The 20,657-nt window shown below is 64.7% G+C and carries 19 protein-coding genes; 7 read left to right on the forward strand and 12 right to left on the reverse strand.

Annotated features, from left to right (window positions below):
- Positions 1 to 92: 92 nt before the first annotated feature.
- From KEC16_RS05840 to KEC16_RS05860, 5 genes are all read right to left on the reverse strand, one after another.
- A complete protein-coding gene (locus tag KEC16_RS05840) occupies positions 93 to 1,289 on the reverse strand; it encodes a phage tail protein (protein WP_346344037.1) in 1,197 nt (398 codons plus the stop codon).
- 15 nt (positions 1,290 to 1,304) lie between these two features.
- Positions 1,305 to 3,212 (reverse strand): phage tail protein, encoded by a 1,908-nt coding sequence (locus tag KEC16_RS05845; protein WP_211546782.1) that lies wholly within the window; start codon positions 3,210 to 3,212, stop codon positions 1,305 to 1,307.
- Positions 3,209 to 3,778, reverse strand: coding sequence for a phage connector family protein (locus KEC16_RS05850; protein WP_211546784.1), 570 nt, complete (start codon positions 3,776 to 3,778; stop codon positions 3,209 to 3,211). Before KEC16_RS05850 ends, KEC16_RS05845 begins: the two co-directional genes overlap by 4 nt.
- A 65-nt stretch (positions 3,779 to 3,843) precedes the next feature.
- Entirely contained in the window at positions 3,844 to 4,113 is a 270-nt protein-coding gene (locus KEC16_RS05855) for a hypothetical protein (RefSeq protein ID WP_211546786.1), read from the reverse strand.
- Between the two features lie 13 nt (positions 4,114 to 4,126).
- Positions 4,127 to 4,945: a phage capsid protein gene (locus KEC16_RS05860; protein WP_211546787.1), complete on the reverse strand. Its 819-nt coding sequence runs from the start codon at positions 4,943 to 4,945 to the stop codon at positions 4,127 to 4,129.
- A gap of 354 nt (positions 4,946 to 5,299) precedes the next feature.
- On the opposite strand from KEC16_RS05860, the gene KEC16_RS05865 reads away from it, so the two are divergent.
- Together KEC16_RS05865 and KEC16_RS05870 are read left to right on the forward strand one after the other, a co-directional pair.
- Positions 5,300 to 5,992 (forward strand): methyl-accepting chemotaxis domain-containing protein, encoded by a 693-nt coding sequence (locus KEC16_RS05865; RefSeq protein ID WP_211546789.1) that lies wholly within the window; start codon positions 5,300 to 5,302, stop codon positions 5,990 to 5,992.
- A 265-nt stretch (positions 5,993 to 6,257) separates the two neighbouring features.
- A complete protein-coding gene (locus tag KEC16_RS05870; protein WP_211546791.1) occupies positions 6,258 to 6,515 on the forward strand; it encodes a DUF2934 domain-containing protein in 258 nt (85 codons plus the stop codon).
- A 213-nt stretch (positions 6,516 to 6,728) separates the two neighbouring features.
- Here the strand turns inward: KEC16_RS05870 and KEC16_RS05875 are convergent, their stop codons facing one another.
- From KEC16_RS05875 to KEC16_RS05900, 6 genes are all read right to left on the reverse strand, one after another.
- Positions 6,729 to 7,235 (reverse strand): bactofilin family protein, encoded by a 507-nt coding sequence (locus tag KEC16_RS05875; RefSeq protein WP_211546793.1) that lies wholly within the window; start codon positions 7,233 to 7,235, stop codon positions 6,729 to 6,731.
- On the reverse strand, positions 7,216 to 8,352 hold the full coding sequence (locus KEC16_RS05880) for a M23 family metallopeptidase (RefSeq protein WP_249208823.1): 1,137 nt from the start codon (positions 8,350 to 8,352) through the stop codon (positions 7,216 to 7,218). The genes KEC16_RS05875 and KEC16_RS05880 overlap by 20 nt, the downstream gene beginning before the upstream one ends.
- A gap of 178 nt (positions 8,353 to 8,530) precedes the next feature.
- Positions 8,531 to 10,561, reverse strand: a complete 2,031-nt coding sequence (locus KEC16_RS05885) for a hypothetical protein (RefSeq protein WP_211546795.1) — start codon at positions 10,559 to 10,561, stop codon at positions 8,531 to 8,533.
- Positions 10,558 to 13,221 carry a DUF4159 domain-containing protein gene (locus tag KEC16_RS05890; RefSeq protein ID WP_211546797.1) on the reverse strand — a complete coding sequence of 888 codons (2,664 nt, stop codon included), beginning with the start codon at positions 13,219 to 13,221 and terminating at the stop codon, positions 10,558 to 10,560. Before KEC16_RS05890 ends, KEC16_RS05885 begins: the two co-directional genes overlap by 4 nt.
- Positions 13,218 to 14,099 carry a DUF58 domain-containing protein gene (locus KEC16_RS05895; protein WP_211546799.1) on the reverse strand — a complete coding sequence of 294 codons (882 nt, stop codon included), beginning with the start codon at positions 14,097 to 14,099 and terminating at the stop codon, positions 13,218 to 13,220. Before KEC16_RS05895 ends, KEC16_RS05890 begins: the two co-directional genes overlap by 4 nt.
- Positions 14,096 to 15,091 carry an AAA family ATPase gene (locus KEC16_RS05900; RefSeq protein ID WP_211546801.1) on the reverse strand — a complete coding sequence of 332 codons (996 nt, stop codon included), beginning with the start codon at positions 15,089 to 15,091 and terminating at the stop codon, positions 14,096 to 14,098. The genes KEC16_RS05895 and KEC16_RS05900 overlap by 4 nt, the downstream gene beginning before the upstream one ends.
- Before the next feature lie 55 nt (positions 15,092 to 15,146).
- Between KEC16_RS05900 and KEC16_RS05905 the strand changes: the two genes are divergently transcribed.
- From KEC16_RS05905 to KEC16_RS05915, 3 genes are read left to right on the forward strand one after another with little or no spacing between them, the layout of a single operon-like run.
- On the forward strand, positions 15,147 to 15,680 hold the full coding sequence (locus tag KEC16_RS05905; RefSeq protein WP_249208825.1) for a DUF1285 domain-containing protein: 534 nt from the start codon (positions 15,147 to 15,149) through the stop codon (positions 15,678 to 15,680).
- Complete coding sequence (locus tag KEC16_RS05910) at positions 15,677 to 16,318, forward strand: CoA pyrophosphatase (protein ID WP_428846051.1); 642 nt, start codon at positions 15,677 to 15,679, stop codon at positions 16,316 to 16,318. The genes KEC16_RS05905 and KEC16_RS05910 overlap by 4 nt, the downstream gene beginning before the upstream one ends.
- Positions 16,315 to 17,631: a CCA tRNA nucleotidyltransferase gene (locus KEC16_RS05915; protein WP_211546807.1), complete on the forward strand. Its 1,317-nt coding sequence runs from the start codon at positions 16,315 to 16,317 to the stop codon at positions 17,629 to 17,631. Before KEC16_RS05910 ends, KEC16_RS05915 begins: the two co-directional genes overlap by 4 nt.
- Here KEC16_RS05915 and KEC16_RS05920 read toward each other — a convergent pair whose 3' ends face one another.
- Positions 17,632 to 18,066 carry a MaoC family dehydratase gene (locus KEC16_RS05920; RefSeq protein WP_211546809.1) on the reverse strand — a complete coding sequence of 145 codons (435 nt, stop codon included), beginning with the start codon at positions 18,064 to 18,066 and terminating at the stop codon, positions 17,632 to 17,634.
- A gap of 166 nt (positions 18,067 to 18,232) precedes the next feature.
- Between KEC16_RS05920 and KEC16_RS05925 the strand changes: the two genes are divergently transcribed.
- Entirely contained in the window at positions 18,233 to 20,314 is a 2,082-nt protein-coding gene (locus tag KEC16_RS05925; RefSeq protein WP_211546811.1) for a methyl-accepting chemotaxis protein, read from the forward strand.
- Positions 20,315 to 20,366: 52 nt separating this feature from the next.
- Positions 20,367 to 20,648, forward strand: a complete 282-nt coding sequence (locus tag KEC16_RS05930; RefSeq protein ID WP_249208827.1) for a hypothetical protein — start codon at positions 20,367 to 20,369, stop codon at positions 20,646 to 20,648.
- The last annotated feature ends 9 nt before the right edge of the window (positions 20,649 to 20,657 follow it).

A 20,657-nucleotide genomic window follows, 5' to 3' on the forward strand; every position in this document is an offset into this window, starting at 1 on the left:
TCGGCGGGGCTGAGGAAGGCTTTGTTGGTTCAATGTTGTCCGCAGATCCTGGCTTCACGTCAGCGCCGGATGGGCGGATTTCCGGGACGGGTTCAGGTTTTGATGATGAAATTCAAGACCAGGGACGGTGGCATGTTGTTGTGGGCTTGATTGCCGCCACTGCTGCCCGAGGTGCCGGAGGTGGCGGTGGCGCCGCCCATGTAGCCGCTGGTTTCCGAGCTTTGCAGTACGGCGCAGCCATGGCTGTGACTTGGCATCTCGGCGATACTCAAAATGTGTGTTTCGGTGCCGATTTTACCGCCGATCGTCCGATTGGTCAGATTGGTTCCCAGACCGGCGCCGATGGCGGCGCGGCCACGCAGATCGGGCAGGGCGAAGGTGGTCGATCCGTCGCCGGCGCCAAAGGTGGCGCCAAGCACGGTGAACAGGGCGGCGTAGGTGGTCCGCGATACCACGGCGCCGTCACAGATCAGCCAATGGGCCGGGGCACTGGCGCCGGCAAAAGCGGTGACGGTGCCGGGCGGGATGCTTTCGATCAGCGGCAGCCGGGCGGTGGCGATCAGGCCGTTGCCATCCAGTTCGACCAGATTGCCGGGGGCGTTGCCGATGTCGCGTCGGGCCGCTGCGCCGAGGCCCAGATTGTCTCGTGCCGCGCTGGCATCGGGCAGGTCGGCGAGATTGGCGGCCTTGGCCAGCGGGTCGCCGACGCTGTTCACCGCCGCCAGGATCACGTCGCGGGCCTGCGTCGCTGCCGTTGCCGCCGCTGCCGCCTGGGCGGCGGCGACGGTGGCGTCGCCCGCCGCATCGGGGTCATTGGCGGAATTGACCAGGCGGCTGCCATCGGCGCTCCATTTCAGACTGCGGTTGGCGGCCGGCTCCGGCAGCGTCACCTCGGCGATGGCGGCCGAGGTGGGGGAGCGCTTGACGGCACGGCCGACCTCTTCCGCCACCTGTTGCAGTGCGGCGACCTGGTAATCCAGTTCGTCGTTCAAGGTTTTGGCCCGGATCAGGCCATCGGCCTGATAATCGCTGGTCCGGGCCAGGCTGAGGCGGCGGCGCAGGGTGATGCGGGTGCCGGCGACCGGGGGGACGGCGAAGATGGCGACACCGCCGGTGGAGATACCGGCCCCCGATACCGAATAGCTTCCGCTTTCGACGTGCTCGTCCTGCCAGACTTCCAGATCGGCCAGTTTGAAGATGGCGAAGGGGAAGGTGAAGGCGACTTGCAGGCCATCGGCGACGTATTGGATTCGCGGCGCCACATCATTGATTTGAATGTGTTCGATCACGATATGTTCTCCGAGCTAACTTGAGACTTTCATCTCGGTGGCCACCGCCAGAATGGTGCACGGCAGCGGTGCGTCCTGGCTGATCCGCCATAACGGCGCGAAGGCGTCGCGCTTCCAACCGATGGCGCGCATCTGCACGTCGCCGGAAAACAGCGGTGGCCCTGAATCGAAGGCATGGCGGCCGAAGCGGCGAAAGGGAATGGGCGTCGGGCCCTTGCCGGTATCCAGATGCAAGGCCTGGGTGTCAAGCAGGCGGAAATGGGCGCGGATCAACCGCACCACCGTCCCCGGCCCGGCGCCGCCGGCCGTTTGCACCACGGGCGGCAGGGGTTCGATTTCGTGGGTGAAGGGCAGGCCGATTTGGACGGTCTTGGCCGGTTCGCTTAAGGTGACCGCGCCATCGCTGACTTGGGCGGTTTCAATGGCGGCGCCGTCGGCCAGAACCCGGACTTCGCGTCCTTCCAGATGATGGAGGCCGGTCCACACGGTTTTGGCCGTCTCGGCCGCGCCGCTGAGGGCTGCATCCAGGGCGAGGGCGCTGTCGAAGCGTTCGATGGACACAAGGCCGGCGCGGTCGATCAGGGCATAGACCTCGCCCTCGACCACCGCCACCGAGACAAAACGGCCATCGGTGGCATGGGTGGTCCAGGCGGTGACCTTTTCGGCCCGGAAGACGGTGACGGTGCTTAAGCTTCCGTCGCCCATGACCACATGGAACAGCCGGCGGCCGGCATCGTAATCCTGGTCGATCGGGGCCTGCATGACATGCTTGGCCAGCATGGCCAGATCGGTGGATTGATAGGCCTGCTCGACATCGGCGAACAGGAATTCGCGCAAATCCTGACCGTTGCGCGAGACGAACAAGGTGGCGCCATCGACGTCACGCGGCGGCACCGTGCGATCGACGGGCGAACCGACGCGGGTCTGGCGGGTCAATTGGATCGAGGTCGGCGTCAACGGCTGGCCCGACACCATCCATTCGGCCCCCGAGGTGAAAACCTGCAAATGACGGCCGGAAAACACGTTGCGGATGGCGTTGACCTGATCGGAGAGCAAGGCGAATTCGATGGCTTCGTCGTCCAGCGCCTCGCCCAGATCGAAGTTGAACAGGTCTGACGATTTCGACAGCCACAACCGGTTGGGCTGGTCGCGGCTGCCGCCGATGACCAGGCGGTCCTGGTGGAAACAGACGGAAACCGGCCAGCCGCGCACCGCCGACAGCGCCTGTTCCTCCCAATCCTTGTGCGTGCTGGTGTTGACCAGATTTTGTTTCACCGTGGCGCTGGCCTGGGTGGCCGAGGCCACGGCGGTGATCTCGACTTCCTTTTGTTGCAGGCGAAAGCGGGTGCCGACATGGCCGGCGACGAAGACGGCGGCCGAGGCGGTAAGGCTGATGGTTCCCGAACTGGCCGAAGGCTGCAAGGTGACCGCGTCGTCGGCGAATTTGTGATAGGGCTGCTGGATCACCCCGTCGGCTTCATAGAAGCTCCAAGCGGCAATAGTCCAGGCGCTGTGCGAGGTGCGGGTCAGCTTGCGCGGGGCCACTTCGGGATGGACGATCAGCAAGGTGTCGGCGGTCTGGGTCCAGTTGATCTGCTTCAGCTGCGCCCCACTCCATGGCGTGCTCATTTCAGCGACGAAGATTCCATCGGCGTAGATGGCCAAATGCAGATCGGTCAGCACCAGCAAATAGGTTTGGTCGGTGTTGAACTCGAAGGCGATCAATCGGCCGCTGCCTTGGGCCATGTCCACATGGCGCAACCCGGCCCGCCGCGACACGCCGCCGATGGGCGAGATGAAGACGTTGCGCAGGCGCTTGGCGCCGTTGGCATAGGCCGACAGATCGCCGCGGCCCAGCATGTCCAGCGACACTTCGCCGGCGGTGAAATTGGTCTTCGCCATGGTGATGGTGCCGCCGCTCATGACCGCACCTCGATCAGCGGGAAGTTGGTGATGGCCGACGGCACGTCCTGCTGGGCATCGACCAGTTTTGCGCGGCGGTATTCGTCCTCGGCCAGCCGATACAGGAACTCGGCGCGCGTGGTGCTTTCGGTCAGCGGAATGCAGAACTCGGCGGCCAGCCGGCAGATCAGCACTTGATCAAAGAACGGCGGGAACGAAATTTCGGCGGGGCGGAAGATATAGGTCAGCGTCACCTCGTCGGCATCGCAATGCAGCCGGTTTTCGGCGATGCGATAGGACAGGCCGAAGCCCTGACCGGCGACGCCCGCCGACATGGCCCGCAGGAAGTCGGCGGGCAATTGATAGGCCATGGCATAATCGGCCACCGGTTGCGCCACCAGACGCGGCAACGACACCTGGCCGGTGGCGAATTTCCACGGATAGGACGACAAGGTGGCGTCACGCACGGAGGGATAAAGATTGGCGCACACTTCCGCTTCGGCGGTGCCTTCGTCGAAGGAAGCGATGGTGGCCGCGCCCAGCTTCAGCAGCGCGCGCGAACACAGGGCGATGGCTGAAAGGGCCATGGCGGGAACTCCTTGCGGATGGGGGAAACGGGGCCATCCTTGCGGACAGCCCCGGAAAATCAGGCTCAGTCGGTGTTGGCCGCCCCCACCTGGGTCATGTCGGCCACGTCCACCGTGCCGGCGGCGGCTTGGCGGACGAAGAACAGGCCGGCTTTTTGCGTGCCGGCGATTTCCAGGTTGGCGATGATGATGTCACCGCTGCGCAGCATGTCGGCGGCCGGATTGAAATATCCCGACGTGTCGATGGCGGCGGCGGTATCATTGGTGGCGTAATGCCACAAGGTGAAGCCGTTGGCATAAGCCAGCACGGACAGATCTTTGGACAGATAGGCCATTTTCGCGGGTTCCTTACGCTTCCAGGCAGCGCAGCGAGACGACGCCGGCCGGGTCGATCAGGGCCGAGCCCTGCGACATCATGTTGTTGCAAAACCAAGCGGCGCGATCGCCGTGATAGGTGATTTCCGATTTGACTTCCGAGCCGACGGCATGGCCGATGGCGGTCTTGTGATACCAATAACAATGGCGGACGCTGCCAGACTTGCTGAGGCCGGAATGGGGCATCCACAAGGTGCCCAGCCAGTTCTTGGCTTGGGTGCCTTTCCACGGCAGATCGTCGTCGCCGACGTAATCGGCATCGGAAAATTCCGGGATTTGCAGCAGATCGGACCATTGCTTCCAGCCCAGGACGGCGTAACGTTCGCCGTCATCGGGAACATCGGCCTCGCCCAGCATCTCAAAGGCGGCCAGCACCTTTTCCTTGGTCAGGCCGGTGGTGCCGTCGAGCGCGTAATTGGTCGATTTGTCCAGTTCGGCGATGATCAATTCATCGGTCTTGCGGCCCAGCGCATAGGCGCCGGCATTGACCAGCACGGCGCGCTCGTCGTGCTCGATTTTCAACTCGTCCAGCTTGTCCAGCCAATCGCCGGCATAATAATCGTACAATTGGCATTCCACCGTCTGGTGATCGACGTTCATCACCGGCACCTTGCCGTGACGGGCCTTGGTGCTGGCGGAACCCTTGCCCACCTTCTGGAATACGGCGATGGCGCCGGTAACGTTGTTGCGGGTGCGCACGGTGTTGCGCAGTTTGGTCCCCTGGCGCTGATAGGCGGCATGAACCTGGGCGCCGTAATCTTTCGAATAAGCGTTGATGACCGAAGTCGACATGATGAATGTCCTTGCGATGGTGTCTGATGGGATGAAAAAGCCCGGAACGGCGCCGGTTCTGGCCTGTGGCCGCCGGGCTGTCCCGCGCCGGCCACCGGGCCGCGCCCGTGTCCGGGATCGGTTCTCCAGTGGCGAAACGGGTGGGGTTCAACCCCTCTCCCGCGGGGAAGAAGACCCGCGGGAGAGGGGGCGGCCGGCGCTCGACGGCGCGCCGCACGGGCAGCGCGCCGAAGCGGCCGGGCCAAACTGTTTGAAATGATGAAAAATCCCGCTGTTGCGGGGCGTGAAAATGTTTATGATCAGGGTCGCAGCGGGTAAGGTTTTCCCGGCCTAAAAGGGGATTGCTGAAACGTCATGACTCAAGTCGAAACTTCGGCGCGCAGCGCCTCCGGTACTCAGCGCACCGAACGCATTGAAGCGCGCGCTAATGCATTGCTCAGCGATTGCCGTCGTGCCTTTCACGCCTTTGGCGAATTGGACGAATTGGCGGAAAATCTGCGCATCTTGTCCTTGAACGCCGAATTGGCCGCCGGCCGCGCCGGTGATAAGGGCCGCGCGGTGCGGGCGTTGACCCAGTACACCCGTGAACTGGTCAATCGTTTGGCCCAAATTCGGGGCGAGATGAACCAGTTGCGGACGCGCACCGAAACCTTGTCGCAAAAGATCGAAGACGAACTCAAGCAACTGCGCAGCATCGAGGAATCCTCGGCGGGGGGGGCGGACAGCGCCCAGTTCAGCGAAATGATGCGGTCGTTGGTGGACAAGCTCGACGATCTGTCGACCAATGTCGAAGATTTGTCGCGCCGCGCCCACGGCGTCGAGGAAGTGGTCAGTCAGTCGGATTCGATCGCGACCAACATCGCCATTGAAGCCGCCGCCGCCGGCGTCCATGAAAAGGAATTCCGCACGGTGTCCGACACCATGCGGCGGTATGTGGATAATCTGCGCACCATGATTGATGATGCCTCGGACGCCGTCCGCCGCGCCTTGGAAAAGGTCGATTCGCTGCGCCGCCTGGGGATCGAGAATTTGCAGGGACTGCGCTAAGCGCAATCCGGGAATGGTTTGAAGCGGCCCCAGAGCGATCTGGGGCCGTTTTTCGTTGGCCCGACACCCTTGCGCCTTGGCCTGAGCTGCGGACGCAAGTGTGGCGGTGATAGGAACATACATAGAACAAAATTCGAGGCTCGTCAAGGGCTGAATATTGCCGGGCGATGATGACGGCCTGTTATTCCCCTGGAATGATTGTGCGGGGTCGGGTTGCTGCGTTACTCTGCTCTTTGTGCTGTGACTTGGACAAGGGGGGCTGTAGATGGCTGCCGTGTACGGAAAAATTCAGGAATTGGCCTATCGCCTGTGGCAAGACGACGGCGCGCCGGAAGGTCGGGCGATGGATTATTGGCTGCAAGCCGAGGCTGCGTTGACGGCTGTCGCGGTCACCGCCGAAGCGAAGGCCGAGGCCAAACCGAAAGCGGCGCCGAAGCCAAAGGCCCCCGCCAAACCCAAAGCCCCCGCCAAAGCAGAGGCCAAGCCCAAGGCTGTGGCGAAGACGAAATCGGCAAAGGCCTGATGCCGGCTTGAGACGAAAACAGCCCGGCTGCCAGACCCATCAGGTCGGTTGCCGGGCTGATTTAGACGGTGACGCCTTGAATGTGCATCACGGGCTCGGTTTTCGTTTGCCCCTGGTCAAGCGCACCCCTTCCAGGGGGCTTGGCCGCTCGCTCAATTCTGGCCAAGGCAACGCGCCTGTGATGGAAGGCGCGTTGCCTTGGACGATGCGATGTCAGTTAACGGTGGCGGGAACTTCGTCGTCAGCCGACAGGATTTCGCTTTCGACGGGGATGTTCTTGCTTGCGGGTTTTTGCGGCGGTTCGGTCACCATCACCTCGCTGGCCTTGGCGGCGGGCTTGGGCAGGGCGACAGGGGGCTCGGCCGGAACCGTGCCTTTGCGCAGGAAGTGACCTTCCACCTCGGCCCCTGATTCAATTTCCAGGCTGCCATGACACAGATCGCCGGTAACCCGACCGGTGCGGCCGATGGTGATATGCTCGGCGGTCAGCTTGCCGGCGACTTCGCCATGAACACGCACGGTTTCCGCCGTCACTTCGCCGATGATGTGGCCACTTTGACCGATCACCAAGGTCTTACAGCTGATGTCGCCTTCGATTCGGCCATCAATCTGCATTTCGCCTTCGGTGGTGATGTTGCCGACGATGCGGACATCAGAGGCGATGATCGACAGCGGGACGGTGGCGATATGAGTGGGTGTCTTAGTAAGTTTTCGCAGCATCACGACCTGCCGAGATAAATTTCAGGGGATCACGGGGAACATTGTTCAGGCGGACTTCGTAATGCAGGTGCGGCCCCGTGGAGCGGCCGGTACTGCCAACCAGTCCAATGATGGTCGCACGGGTCACCTTTTGCCCCGGCTGCACCTTGATCCGCGACATATGGGCATAGCGGGTTTCGATGCCGTTGCCGTGATCGATATCGACGGTCAGGCCATAGCGGGCCTTGACCCCGGTTTCCGCGATCACGCCGTCGCCGGTGGCGTAGATCGGGGTGCCGCTCGGCGCCCCCAGATCGATTCCTTCATGGATGCCGGTGCGGTTGTTCAGCGGATCGTTGCGCGCGCCGAATCCACTGTTGAATTCATAAATGCCATGGATGGGCTCGGCCAACGGCAGGCGTTGCAATGTCGCCTTGACGCCGATCCAATGCTGCACCTTGGTGATCATCGTCCCCATCGAGCCGTCGGAATCGGCGCTGCCGCGTAAGGGGATGAAGGGGCCGCCTTGGCCGGGCAAGCGCTTGCTGTCGGCGAACAGCCGCATGGGGTCCAGGCCCAGGCGGCTGAGACGGTTTTCGGTTTCGCTGATGCGCGCCCCGGCACTGTCGGCGACTTGCTGCACGGCCTTGCTATAGGCGAGTTGCAGGCGCGCCAGTGACGCCTCTAATTCGCGCACGCGCATGCGCGTGCGCCGGCTTTCATCGTTCTCGTTCGTCAGATCCTCGGTTTCGGTCGCAGCGGCGGTTCGCGGCGTCACGCGAACGGCGCGTTCCCGCGCCAGCACATCCGAGGATTCCGCCAGGGTCTGTAAATTGGCGTGGACGGTATCGACTTCACGGGCGATGTCGCCGACCAGTTTCTCCGCTTCGAGCAATCGGCTTTGGGCCGCGCGGTTGGTGGCCAGCATTTCGTCCAGCCAGCGTTCTTTTTCCGCCAGCTCGGTCGGGCGTTGGCTCAGCAACGTGGTGCTGGCGCCGGCCCAAAAGGCCAGCCCGATGGCGCCCACCAATCCCAACGCCTGCACGCGGCGCGACACGATGAAATGTTTGGCCTGGCCGTTTCGGTCGCGGGTAAAAACCTGCCATTCAGGCAGCAAGCCATGAACGATGCGTCGCATCGTATCTTGGCCTTTACCCCCGATTTTTAGGCCCCGCATCTTTTCCGGCACCAGACAATATCCCCTGCGATTGCGGCCAATCGTCACATCCTTGGACAGGGCGGCAGTGTACTGAGCCAGCGGCCGTTAATCTATAGGTAATGACTCCAAACGATTGGTTAAATCGGGATAAGTAATGTTAGCGGCTCTCGCGCTTCCACCCCAACAGCAAGGCTCCAACCGCCACGATCAGCATCAGTGCGGCGGGTAGCAAGGGTGTTTGTCGAACGCCTTGGACAACGTAATCATCGCGGCGGATCAGGCCCAACCAGTGCGGGCCGCTGGTGGCGGTGCTAACGCCGATCTGGCGGATATCGGGCACGTCATCGGCAAAGAGGAAGCGGATCGAGCCGGCGCTGGCCGCCACCGCCGGGGTCAGGGCGGTGGCACTGGCCGTTACTTCGGCCCATTCGGGATTGCTGAGGCTGCCTTGGGCGGCCAAGGCGGTATGGGGACCGACCCGGATGGCCCACAATCCAGGTTGGGCGGCGTTCATCTGGCCGACCCAGCGGCCATCCTCCTGATCCGCCAGTGAAAGGGCGGTGGTGGAGCCATCGGGGGCCGTGACATTGGCTTGGGCGCCATCGGTGGCCAACGAGCGTTGCGTTACGCGCAATTGTCCGCCTTGAATTTCGGCGCCGAGTGATTCGGCTTCCAGTTCCGGTTCGTGCATCAGCCAATGGGCCAACCGGCGCAGCAATTCGTCATGGGGACCGCCGCCTTGAAAGCCGCGTGCCCACAGCCAAAAGGTATCGGAAAGCACCTGTGCCACCCGCCCTTGACCGATTTGGTCAAGCACCAGCAGGGGTTTGCCGTCGGCCCCGGTCAGCAAGGCCTGTCCACGGTTCTGCGCCACCGATATCTGTCGCAGCCACGGCCCCCAGGCGGCGGGATCGGGCAGTCCCGAGGTCACCGGGTGCCGTTTGCCCAAAGCGGTCAGCGTCGGCACAAACGGCGTTTCCAGCAATTTTCCATCGGGGGTGGCGGGCAATATGTCGCCCAGGGCGGAATCGACGATGCTGTCGGGTTCGGCGTATTCCGGCCCCACCGCCGCCAACAGCGCCCCGCCCGAGCGGACATATTGGGTCAGCAATTGATAATAGGGCGCCGCCATGATGCCGCGATGGCGATAGCGGTCAAACACCACCAGATCGAAATCCTTGAGTTTTTCCTCGAACAATTCCCGCACTGGAAAGGTGATCAAGGCCAATTCGCGGATCGGCGTGCGGTCATCCTTTTCCGGGGGCCGCAAAATGGTGAAATGGACCAGATCCACCGCCGGATCCGATTTCAGCAGATTACGCCATACCCGCTCGCCGGCATGGGGTTCGCCCGAGATCAGCAGGACCTTGAGCCGGTCGCGAATGACCGGGATGGCGATGGCGGTGCGGTTGTTGGCGGCCAGCAGATCGTCATCGGGGATATCGGTGCTGAGTTCGACGATGGCCGAACCGGCGTGGCGGACCGGCACCTCGATCGCAACCTCGCGGTTGAGCGGCAGGATCGAGGTCAGGAAGGCGACGCCATCGACGCGGACGGCGATGGCGGCGGCGCCGTCGTGGCCGCTATCGTCGATACGCAGTTTGATCTGGGCATTGCGGCCGACCAGGGCGAAGCCGGGGGCGCGGGTGACGACGATGCGGCGGTCGCGTTCCTGGGGCTGGCCGGTCAGCAAGACGTGGAGAGGGGCGGGCAGGGGGGCGGCGCCGGGCAGGTCGTGGACGCGGCCATCGGTGATCATGACGATGCCGGCCAGACGGCGGCGCGGCACATCGGCCAAGGCGGCTTGTGTCGCCTCGAACAATTTGGTGCCATCGGGGCCGCCGGCGACGCGGCGGACGCGGATGTCCAGATTGGGCAGGCGGCTCAGCCGTTCGCGCAATTGGGTCAGGGCCTGTTCGGTTTGCGCCGGACGCTGTCCCAGACGTTGCGAGGGGCTGTCATCGACCACCACCAAGACGATATCGGCCAAGGATTGGCGCTGTTCCGCCACGAGCCGGGGGCTGGCCAGGGTAACCAGCAGCGTCGCCAAAGCCAGCAATCGCCAGCCGGTGCCGGCGGCGCGGCACCACAGGGCGACGATGCCGGCGATCATCGCCGCCGCCGACAGCGCCAGCAGCCAGGACAGCGGGATCAGGGGCGAGAATTCCAGGGCGGCGATGGCGTTCATTGGCCCAGGCGCTCCAGGATTGCCGGTAAATGGACCTGATCGGCCTTGTAATTGCCGGTCAAGGCGTACATCACCAGGTTGACGCCGAAACGCCAGGCCAGTTCACGTTGGCGTTCACCACCGGGCACGCAAGGATATGACGGTCGCCCTTGGCCATCCATGGCCCAGGCCCCGGCCCAGTCATTGCCGCCGACCACGACCGGCGACACCCCGTCATGGTCATCGCCGCCCGCTTCGGCCACCCAGACCGGGCCATCCCAGCGGCCGGGCAATTCCTTGAGCAGATAAAACGAGCGGGTCAGCACATGCTCGGCGGTGACGGTGGTCAGCGCCGGGATGGCCAAGCCCTCGGTCAAGCTGCGCAAGGCGGCGGTGTTGCCGGCGCCGGCAGCCTCGGCGCCGGTGTCCAGCACGATCATGCCGCCGGCCCGCATATAAGCGTTCAGCTTGGCGATGGCGGCGGCCGAGGGGGGGGCTTGCGCCGCCGACAAGGGCCAATAGACGATGGGGAAGAACAGCACCGGATCGCGTTCGAGGTCCACCGCCATGGGGCTGTCCAGCCGGGCGGTGGAGCGTTCGCTCACCAATCGCGACAAGGCGGTCAATCCCGCCCGCGTCTTGCCGTCGACGAAGCCGTCGCCGGTATGGACAAAGGCCAGGCGGGTGGCAAGGCCGGCGCGCAGGGCAAAGTCGAAACCGTCATCGGCGCGGGCCGGCGGCGCCAGGGCAATGACCAAAAGCAGAACCAGCGGTGCGGTGCGGCGCCATAAGCCGCGCAAGCGCAGGGCGATCAGCATGTCGACGATCAGCAGCAAAGCCGCACTGGCCAACAAGGGGCCGGTCAGATCAAGGGGGGCGTCGCGTTGGCTCAGCCGGCGAAGTTCGATGCCGGCGGGAAGGCGAAGCGGGTGGGGATCGTCCAGGTGCGGCGACAGGTTGAAGGCGACGCGGCCGCCATCGGGGCCGTAAAGGCCGGGCGGATGGCGCGGGCCGGGAATGATCTTGGCGGCGTTGGCCGGCAAGGCTTCGACCAGACCGCTGGCCGGCTGGCGGTGGCCAAAGCCGTCCAGCACCTCGCTGGCGGCCAGCGCGCCGCTGGTCGTGCCGGCGCCGCGACCGAGCACCGTCAACCGGCGCAACATCCCAGGAAACAGCCCCGACAACGGCAGATTGCTCCAGGCGGCGTTGGCGGTGGTGTGGATCAGCACCACCCAGCCTTGGCCGCGCGGGGCGGCGGTGACCAGGGGCGTGCCATCGGCCAGATGCGCCCAGGTGCGATCCGACAGATCGGCATCGGGTTCGGCCAGAACCTGGGCTGAAATTTTCACTTCGGCATCGGCGGCGAGGTCGGAAAAGGGGGAATGGGCGGGAAATGGCGCCAGTCCTTGCGGATTGGTCCACGACATGGCGCCGCCCAGCGACCGTCCGCCAGATCGCAACCGGACCGGCATCAACCCGTCGGGCACGCCGCCGGCGGAAATGGCCCGGGCGGTCAACGGACCGGCGAAACGGATCAGCACGCCACCGGCTTCGACCCAGTTGGTCAATTCGGCGGCGGCGGCGGGCAGGGGCATGTCGGCCAGGATCAAGGCATCGGGACGGCGCTGCAACAACGCCGGCAAATCGCCGCGCGGCAAATCGGCATGGGGGGCCAAGGCGCGCTCGACGTAATAGAACGGTGACAGCAGGGGGGCGCTGGCGTTGTCATCGCCAACCAGGCCGACCACTCGGCGTTTCCAGCTTTCGTCCAGCAGCAAGACCGCCCCGGCGCCGGCTTCATCCTCGATGTCCAGCCGAGCCAAGCGGTTGCGCAATTCGGTGGGCAGGCGCAGGGGCAGTGACACCCGGTCCTGGCCGGCGGCGATGACCGCCTCTTCCCGCCCCAGCACTTGGCCGCCGCCATCGACGGCACGGATGACCAGACGCTCATTTTGGGTGGAGTTGGGCAGGCGGGTGACGGTCAGGAGCGGGCGCTCGTCGTTGCCCAAGCCTTGCCGCAACAACCGGCCGCTGGCCCCGGTCAGCACGGTGACGCCGCCGCCCAGGCCTTGTAAGGCGGCGGCCAAGGCTGGACCATGGCCGGAATCGATGCCGTCACTGATCCAGATCGCCTGGGTGACGGTGTCGTGCGACAAGGCGGCGACGGCGGTCGTCGCCGCCCTTTGATCGCTGGCCCAAGGTTTGGGAACCAGCCCTTGCGCCAGCGAGCGGGCGGCGGCGGCGGTCATCGGTCCTTGGACAGAAAGGGGGCTGCCATCGGCGGGCGGGGCGGTGCCCAGCAACAGCACCGGGCGCTGTTGACGGGCGGCCTCGCCCAGGATTTCGTCAAGGGCGAGGCGGCGGGGCGTCCAATCGCGCGCGGCGGCCCAGCCATCATCGACGACCACCAGCAGGGGCGACGCGGTCGGTGCTGCCGGGCTGGGGCGCAATACCGGGCCGGCGGCGGCGGCGATGATCAGCAGCAAGATCAGCAGACGCAGCAACAACAACCACGGTGGTGTGCGGGCGGCGCTGTCTTGGTGTTCACGCAATCCCCGCAACAGCCGAAGAGCGGGAAACCGCACTCGCCTGGGGGCTGGCGGCAACAAACGCAGCAGCCACCACAGAACCGGCAGCGTCACCAGCGCGACCAACAGCCAGGGGGTGGCGAAGGCGATCATGTGCCGTTTCCCCGACGCGGTAACGCCAGACGGGCATGCAGCGCCAACAAGGCGTGCTGCGGCGGCTGAGTGGTGTGGTGGACGGCAAAGCTCCAGCCCTGGGCGGCGGCGATGGCGGCGACGCCGTCGCGATGCCGGCGCAAGCGCTCTTGATATTGCGGGCGCAAATCTTCGGCTCGGCGGACCAGCAATTCATCCTCGCCTTCCAGCCCGGCGAAACGGATGCGGCCGGCATAGGGCAGACTTTCCTCTGCCGGGTCGAGAACCTGGAGCAGATGGCCGCTGCCGCCCTGGGCCGCCAAGGCGGCGAGTGCCGCGGCGATGGCGTCCAATGGATGCAAGAAATCCGAGACCAGCACCATTTCGCCGTGGCGCGGCCGAAGGCGGGGGGACGGCAAGGTGGTGGTGGCCGGGGCGTTCAGCATTTGGCCGGCCAGACGCGGCAAGGCGCCAGCGCCCGAGGACGGGCCGCTTTCGCCATCCAGCAGGGCCACCCGCTCGCCGCCGCGCAGCAAGGCGGCGGCCAGGGCCAGAACCAGCAGACGGGCGCGGTCCCGCTTGGAGGGCAGCCCCGCCTGCGAGTGCCAATCCATCGAGGCCGAGGCGTCGGCCCACAGCCAAATCCCTTGCGCCGCCGACCATTCGGTTTCGCGCACGTACAAGCCCTGGCCGCGGGCCGAGCGACGCCAGTCGATGGAACTGGCGCTGTCGCCCGGCTGGGCCCGACGGTATTGCCAAAAAGTTTCACCGCTGCCGGCGCGCCGTCGGCCATGGGCGCCGCCGGCAAGTGATGCCGCCACCCGTTCCGCCGCCGCCAATAAGGGCGGCAGGCGGGCGGCCAGTTCCTGTGCCTGGGCGAGCTGGCGTTCGGCCGTCACGCCACCGACTCGATCAGACGGGCAATGATGTGATCGACGGCAACGCCATCGGCGCGGGCGGAATAAGACAAGGCCATGCGATGGCGCAAAATGGGCGGAGCCAAAATGATGACATCGTCCACCGACGGGGCCAAACGTCCGTCCAGCAAGGCGCGGGCGCGGGCCGCCAGCATCAGCGCCTGGGCGGCACGTGGGCCGGGTCCCCAGGCGACGTGGCGTTGCACGTCGGCAATTTGGCTGGTTTCGCGCCGTCCGGCGCGGACCAGGGTCAAGATGGCGTCGACGACGCTGTCGCCGACCGGCAATTGCCGGACCAAGGTCTGGGCCGCCAGCAATTGGCCGGCCGCCAATACCGGCTGCGCCACCGTTTCGGTGGTGCCGGTGGTGGCGATCAGCATGCGCCGTTCGGCCTCGAACTCGGGATAGCCGACGTCGATCTGCATCAAGAAGCGGTCGAGCTGCGCTTCCGGCAGCGGATAGGTGCCTTCCTGTTCCAGCGGATTTTGCGTCGCCAGCACATGAAATGGCTGGGGCAGGTCATGATAATGGCCGGCGATGGAAACCCGGCCTTCCTGCATGGCCTGCAACAACGCCGCCTGGGTGCGCGGGCTGGCCCGGTTGATTTCATCGGCCATCAGCAATTGACAAAAGACCGGTCCCCGGATGAAGCGGAACGAGCGGGTGCCGTCGCTGGCTTCTTCCATCACTTCCGAGCCCAAGATGTCGGCAGGCATCAGATCGGGGGTGAACTGCACCCGCTTTTCCGCCAACCCCAGCACCGAGCCCAGGGTTTGCACCAGCCGGGTCTTGGCCAAGCCGGGGACGCCGATCAACAGGGCGTGACCCCCTGCCAGCAGCGTGATAAGAGTTTCATCAATGACACGGTCCTGACCGAAGATCACCTGGGCGATTTCCGCCCGCGCCTTGACGATCAGGGTGTTGAGGTCGGCGGCCTCGTGCTCCAGATCGGTGCCATGGGGGCTGGGGTTCACCGGGATCTCCTGTCGGGTTTGAATGAAATGGGCCAAGGCCCAGGAGGTTGCGTACTTGGTCAATCCGCCTGCCAACAGGCCGCCGCGGCCACCCGAGCCGGACAATTGCGGCGACCTGGGAATCCGTATCGACCGCAATGGCCGTTGGTTTTACCATGGCTCGGCGATCAATCGCAAAGAGATGGTCTGCCTGTTCGCCTCGGTCATGCACCGGGACGAAAACGGCGCTTATTGGCTGGTGACGCCAGAGGAACGCGGCACCATCGTCGTCGATGACGTGCCGTTTCTGGCGGTCGAGATGTTCACCTGCCAGTGCGGGCGCGACCTGGTCATCAGTTTCCGCACCAACGTGGATGAACTGGTGACCGTCGATCAGGCCCATCCCCTGCGGGTGGATGAATGCCCCGAGACCGGCGAGCCGTTGCCCTATGTCATGGTGCGCGACGGATTGGAGGCGCGTTTGTCCCGATCGGTCTATTATGAACTGGTGGCCTTGGGCTTCGAGGAAATCGTCAACGGCGAGCGATTGTACGGGCTATGGAGCAGCGGCACATTCTTTCCCCTGGGGCGCCTGGGCGACCTCGATTGACCCGCGAGCGGATCCGGGCGCGCCTGGCCGACGGTTTCAATCCGGCGGGCCGTGGCGACGCCATGCTTGAGTGTCGTCTTGACGGTGACGACGCCCCCGGCCGCGCCGCCTTGATGGCTGGGCCGCCCCGGCCGGCGCCCCGGCCGGCGGCGGTGCTGGTGCCGCTGGTTGAGCACCCCGAGGGCATGACCGTGCTGTTGACCCAGCGCACGGCCCATCTGGCCCATCATCCCGGCCAGATCAGCTTTCCCGGCGGCCGGCTGGAAGATGCCGATCAGGGGGATTTCGTCATCGCCGCCTTGCGGGAAACCGAGGAAGAAATCGGCCTGCCGCCCGACCGGGTCACCATCTTGGGACGGCTGGACGATTACATCACCGGCACTGGATTCATCATTACCCCGGTGGTCGGGGTGATCGTACCGCCGGTGGAAACCATCGCCGATCCCTTCGAAGTGGCCGAAGTGTTCGAGGTGCCGCTGAATTTCCTGCTTGATCCGCAAAACCACAAGCTGCACCGCCGGGTGGTGGAGGGACGGCATCGGCCGTTCTGGGCGATGACCTGGGAAGAGCGGATGATCTGGGGCGCCACCGCGGGCATCTTGGTCAACCTGTCCGAAGTGCTGGGATCGTCATCATGAGGCTGCTGAGTGACGGCAGCGAGCCCGTCGGGCAATTGTCGCCCCAAGACTGGATGGCGGCGGCGGAAACCCAAACGGTGATCGCCGCGCTGGTCGCCGATGGGGCCGAGGTGCGTTTCGTCGGCGGCTGCGTGCGCGATTCCGTGCTGAAGCGGGCGATCAAGGATATCGACATCGCCACCCATGATCCGCCGGATCGAGTGATGCAATTGCTGACGCGCGCCCAGATCCGGGTTATTCCCACCGGTCTTGCCCATGGGACGGTGACGGCGGTAATCGGGCCTGCCCATTTCGAGATCACCACCCTGCGCGAAGATGTCGAGACCTTTGGCCGCCACGCCCGCGTCAGCTTTACCGACGATTGGACCGCCGACGCGGCGCGGCGTGATTTCACCATGAACGCCATGTTCGCCGATCCACAGGGGCGGGTTTACGATCCATTCGGCGGTTTGGCCGATCTGGCGGCCGGCCATGTTCGCTTTGTCGGCGATCCGATGATTCGCATCGCCGAGGATGTGTTGCGGCTGCTGCGGTTCTTCCGTTTCTTCGCCCATTACGGCCGTCCGGCCATGGATGGCCGAGCCCTGACCGCCTGTCGCAAGCTGGCGCCACGGCTCAAGGAGCTTTCGGGGGAACGGGTGGCCGGCGAGCTGATCAGGCTGTTGCAAGCGCCCGATCCGGCAATGGTGCTGCTGGTGATGAAAAGCGAAGGCATCTTGTCCCAGGTGTTGCCGGAAGCTCTGGAACTCAGCCGGTTGAAGATGCTGACGTGGTTGGAAAGCCGGGCCATGGTCCGGCCCGGCATTCGACCGGATGCGCTGCGACGGCTGGGGGCGATCTTGGTCACCGATGCCGCCGGTATCGCCGTGATGGGCGAGCGTCTCAAGCTATCGGCGGCTCAGGTGGCCCGACTGGCCGCCATCGCCGTCCCCAAGGTCGAGATCACGCTCGGCATGGACGACATTGCGGCCCGACGGGCATTGCGCAGGGTCGGGGCCGATACTTTCCGCGATCTGGTGCTGGTGGCTTGGGCCGATCATCGGTCGCGTTCGGGGCTGGTGGATTCCCACGAAAGCGCGCTGTGGCAAAATCTGTTGGATCTGGCCGATGGCTGGCAACCGGTTGAATTGCCGGTGCGTGGCGCCGATTGTCTGGAATTGGGCATTCCCCCAGGTCCCGGCATTGGCCGCATGCTGACGAGGGTGGAACAATGGTGGGAAGCGGGGGATTACCGCGCCGACCGGGCCGCGTGTTTGGACTATTTGCGCCGCGTCGTCAGGGAAGGGGACGCCGAAGCGTCCCCCGAAACGTAATCAGCCCTTGGCCGGCACCATCAAGGTGGCTTCGCCGTCCAGAACCACCTTGCCGGCCACCGTGCAGGTGGTCTTGAAGGTGACGAACTTCTTTTCCGGCACCATGGCGGTGATTTCGACGCGGGCGGTGACGGTGTCGCCGATGCGGACCGGCGCCTTGAATTTCAGCATCTGCGAGACATAGATGCAGCCCGGTCCAGGCAGCTTGGTGCCGAACACGGTGGACACGAACGCCGCCGACAGCATGCCGTGGGCGATGCGGCCCTTGAACATGGTCTGGCTGGCGAATTCTTCGTTCACATGCACCGGGTTGAAGTCGCCCGACACACCGGCGAAGGCGGCGATGTCCGCTTCGGTGACAGTCTTGGCGAAGATGGCCGACTGGCCGATGCTCAGTTCTTCGTAATAGAAGCCGTTCAGGGATTCGCCGCTCATGGTCAACTCCTCAGGGTCATTGTGCGGCGCAGTGTAGTCGCCTGACGCCGGCCTGACAATGCATGGATCGGCGGGTGAGCGTTACAATTCGAATCAATTGTGTACTTTATATGCTCATTTTACTTTGTTATAGATTCGGACTCATACCATGGTGGTGGGGACCCCAATGAGCATTCGCGCGATAATCAACGCCCTGTTGGGTTCTCTGGCCATTGTGGCGATTTTGGCGGTTACCACGATTGCGGTTGGATCGCTGCGCCAATGGCAAGGGGCCGAGCGGGCGGCGTTGCAGGGCCGGCTGTCCGATCTGCTGTTGCAGGCGTCGGGACAATGGGCGGCGGAACGCGGTTTGACCGCCGGGGCCTTGGGGGCGGAACAACCGGCGACGGCCGATCTGCTTAAGCGCGTCGCCGAACGGCGTGCGGCGGGGGATGCCGCCATGGCCGAGGCTTTGGCGGCCATGCCGCAATTGGAATTTTCCACCCGGGGCGATCTGTCGGCGCGGGTGCAAGAGCGCCAGCGCCAGATCACTGATGTGCGCCGCACCGTCGATGCGGCCTTGGCCGAGGGCAAAACCAAGCGCCAGGATGCGGTGATCACGGCGTGGTTTCCCACCTCGTCGGGGTTGATCGAAAGTGCCTTGATGCTGCGTCTGGGGCTGATCCAGGCGAATTCGCAAACGCCGTTGATCGCCATGACCGAGGATTTGCGCTCGCAATTGGCGGTGATGGAGGAATATGCCGGGCGTGAACGCGGCTACGCCAATGGGGTGATTGCCGCCGGCCGGCCGCTGACCGGGGCCGACATGGCGGTGCTGGGCGAATTTCGCGGCCGGGTGCTGGGGGCGTGGGAATTCGCTCGCATTTTGGCGCGCCAACAAAATCTGAACACGGCCATGGCCGCCCCCGTCGCCGAGATCGAACAGCAATATTTCGGCACTTTCGAACGTCTGCGCGCCTCGGTTCATCAGGCGGGGCAAGCGGGACAGGCCTATCCGCTTGCGGCCGGCGATTGGTTCGCCGCCGCCACCGCCGCCATGGCCACCATAACCAAGGCGCAGGCGGCGGCGGCGCAGTTGGCGGTCACGGTGACCGCCAACCAGCAGACCGAGGCTTCGCGGGTTCTGATCATGTCCATTGGCGCGGCGGCAATCGCCTTGTCTCTGTGTCTGTTGGGGTTGGTGGTGACCCAAAACCGGGTGATCGGTCCGGTCCGAGGCATGGAGCGGACCATGACCCGATTGTCCGGCGGCGATCTGGACGCCGAGGTGCTGGGTGACCGGCGTCATGACGAAATCGGGGCCATGGCGCGGGCGCTTCGGGTGTTCCGCGATACCATGCGTGAGGCGGCGGGCTTGCGCCAACAGCAGGAAAATGCTCGGCAATTGCAGGCCGAGGAACGCCGTCAGGCGCTGTTGGAGATGGCCGACACCTTAGAGGTAAACGTTCAAGGAATTGTCGGCGAGGTGGTGACCGCAGCGACCCAGCTGAATTCCCATTCTCTCAGCCTGTCGGCTTTGGCCCGTCAGGCGCAGGAACAGACCGGCGCCGCCGCCGGAGCTTCGGAAGCGGCCTCGGGCAGTGTGCAGACGGTGGCTTCGGCCGCCGAGGAATTGTCGGCGTCGATTGCCGAGATTTCCCGTCAGGTGGGCGATTCCGCCACGTTCTCGCAAGAGGCGGTGGCGGAATTGGGGCATACCAATGCCAGTATGGAAAGCCTGCTGGAGGCGGTCAGCCGTGTCGGCGAGGTGACCAGCCTCATCAGTCAGATTGCCAGCCAGACCAATCTGTTGGCGTTGAACGCCACCATCGAGGCGGCACGGGCGGGCGAAGCGGGCAAGGGATTCGCCGTGGTCGCCAACGAGGTCAAGGCCCTGGCCAATCAGACGGCCAAGGCCACCGACGAGATCGCCCAGCAGATCAGCGCCATTCAGGCCACCACCTCGGTCGCCGCCGGGGCCATGGATCTGGTCGGCGGCACCATCCGTCGCATCCATGAAACCGCCGCCGCCATCAGTGTGGCGGTCGAACAGCAAGGGGCGGCCACCAGCGAAATTGCTCGGTCGGTGTCCATGGCCGCCGCCGGCTCGCACCAGGTCTGCGACAATATCGGCGGCCTTTCCCAAGCCGCCAACGAGACCCATGCCCAGGCCGATCACGTCCATGACGCTTCGGAAGTGCTGTCCAGCCAGGCCGAACGCTTGCGCGCGGCTTTGGGCCATTTTCTCGATGGTTTGCGCGCGGCTTGACCTGGGGGCGGGGGTGTGGCGCAATGCGCCCATTCTGACGGAGGGTCTGTCTTTGTTTCCGCGTCTTGCCGCCTGCTTGTGCTTGGTCTTGGCTGGGGCCGGTTGTTCCGCCGCCTCGGTGCCCTGGCAACATCCGACCGCGCCGAAGGATCAATGGAGATCCGATTACAATAGCTGTCGCCGATGGGCCGACGAGCAGGTCGGCTATCGGGAAAGCGAAGCCGACAGCAATTTCCGCGATTATGACCGCGCCCAGGCGCGCAAGCGCATCAACGCCTATTTGGATATGTGCATGCGTGACCGCGGCTACGTTCCCGTTCGCCCCAGCCGATGAAAAGGATGT

It is taken from the genome of Magnetospirillum sulfuroxidans (genome assembly GCF_018224925.1).
Lineage (GTDB): Bacteria > Pseudomonadota > Alphaproteobacteria > Rhodospirillales > Magnetospirillaceae > Magnetospirillum > Magnetospirillum sulfuroxidans.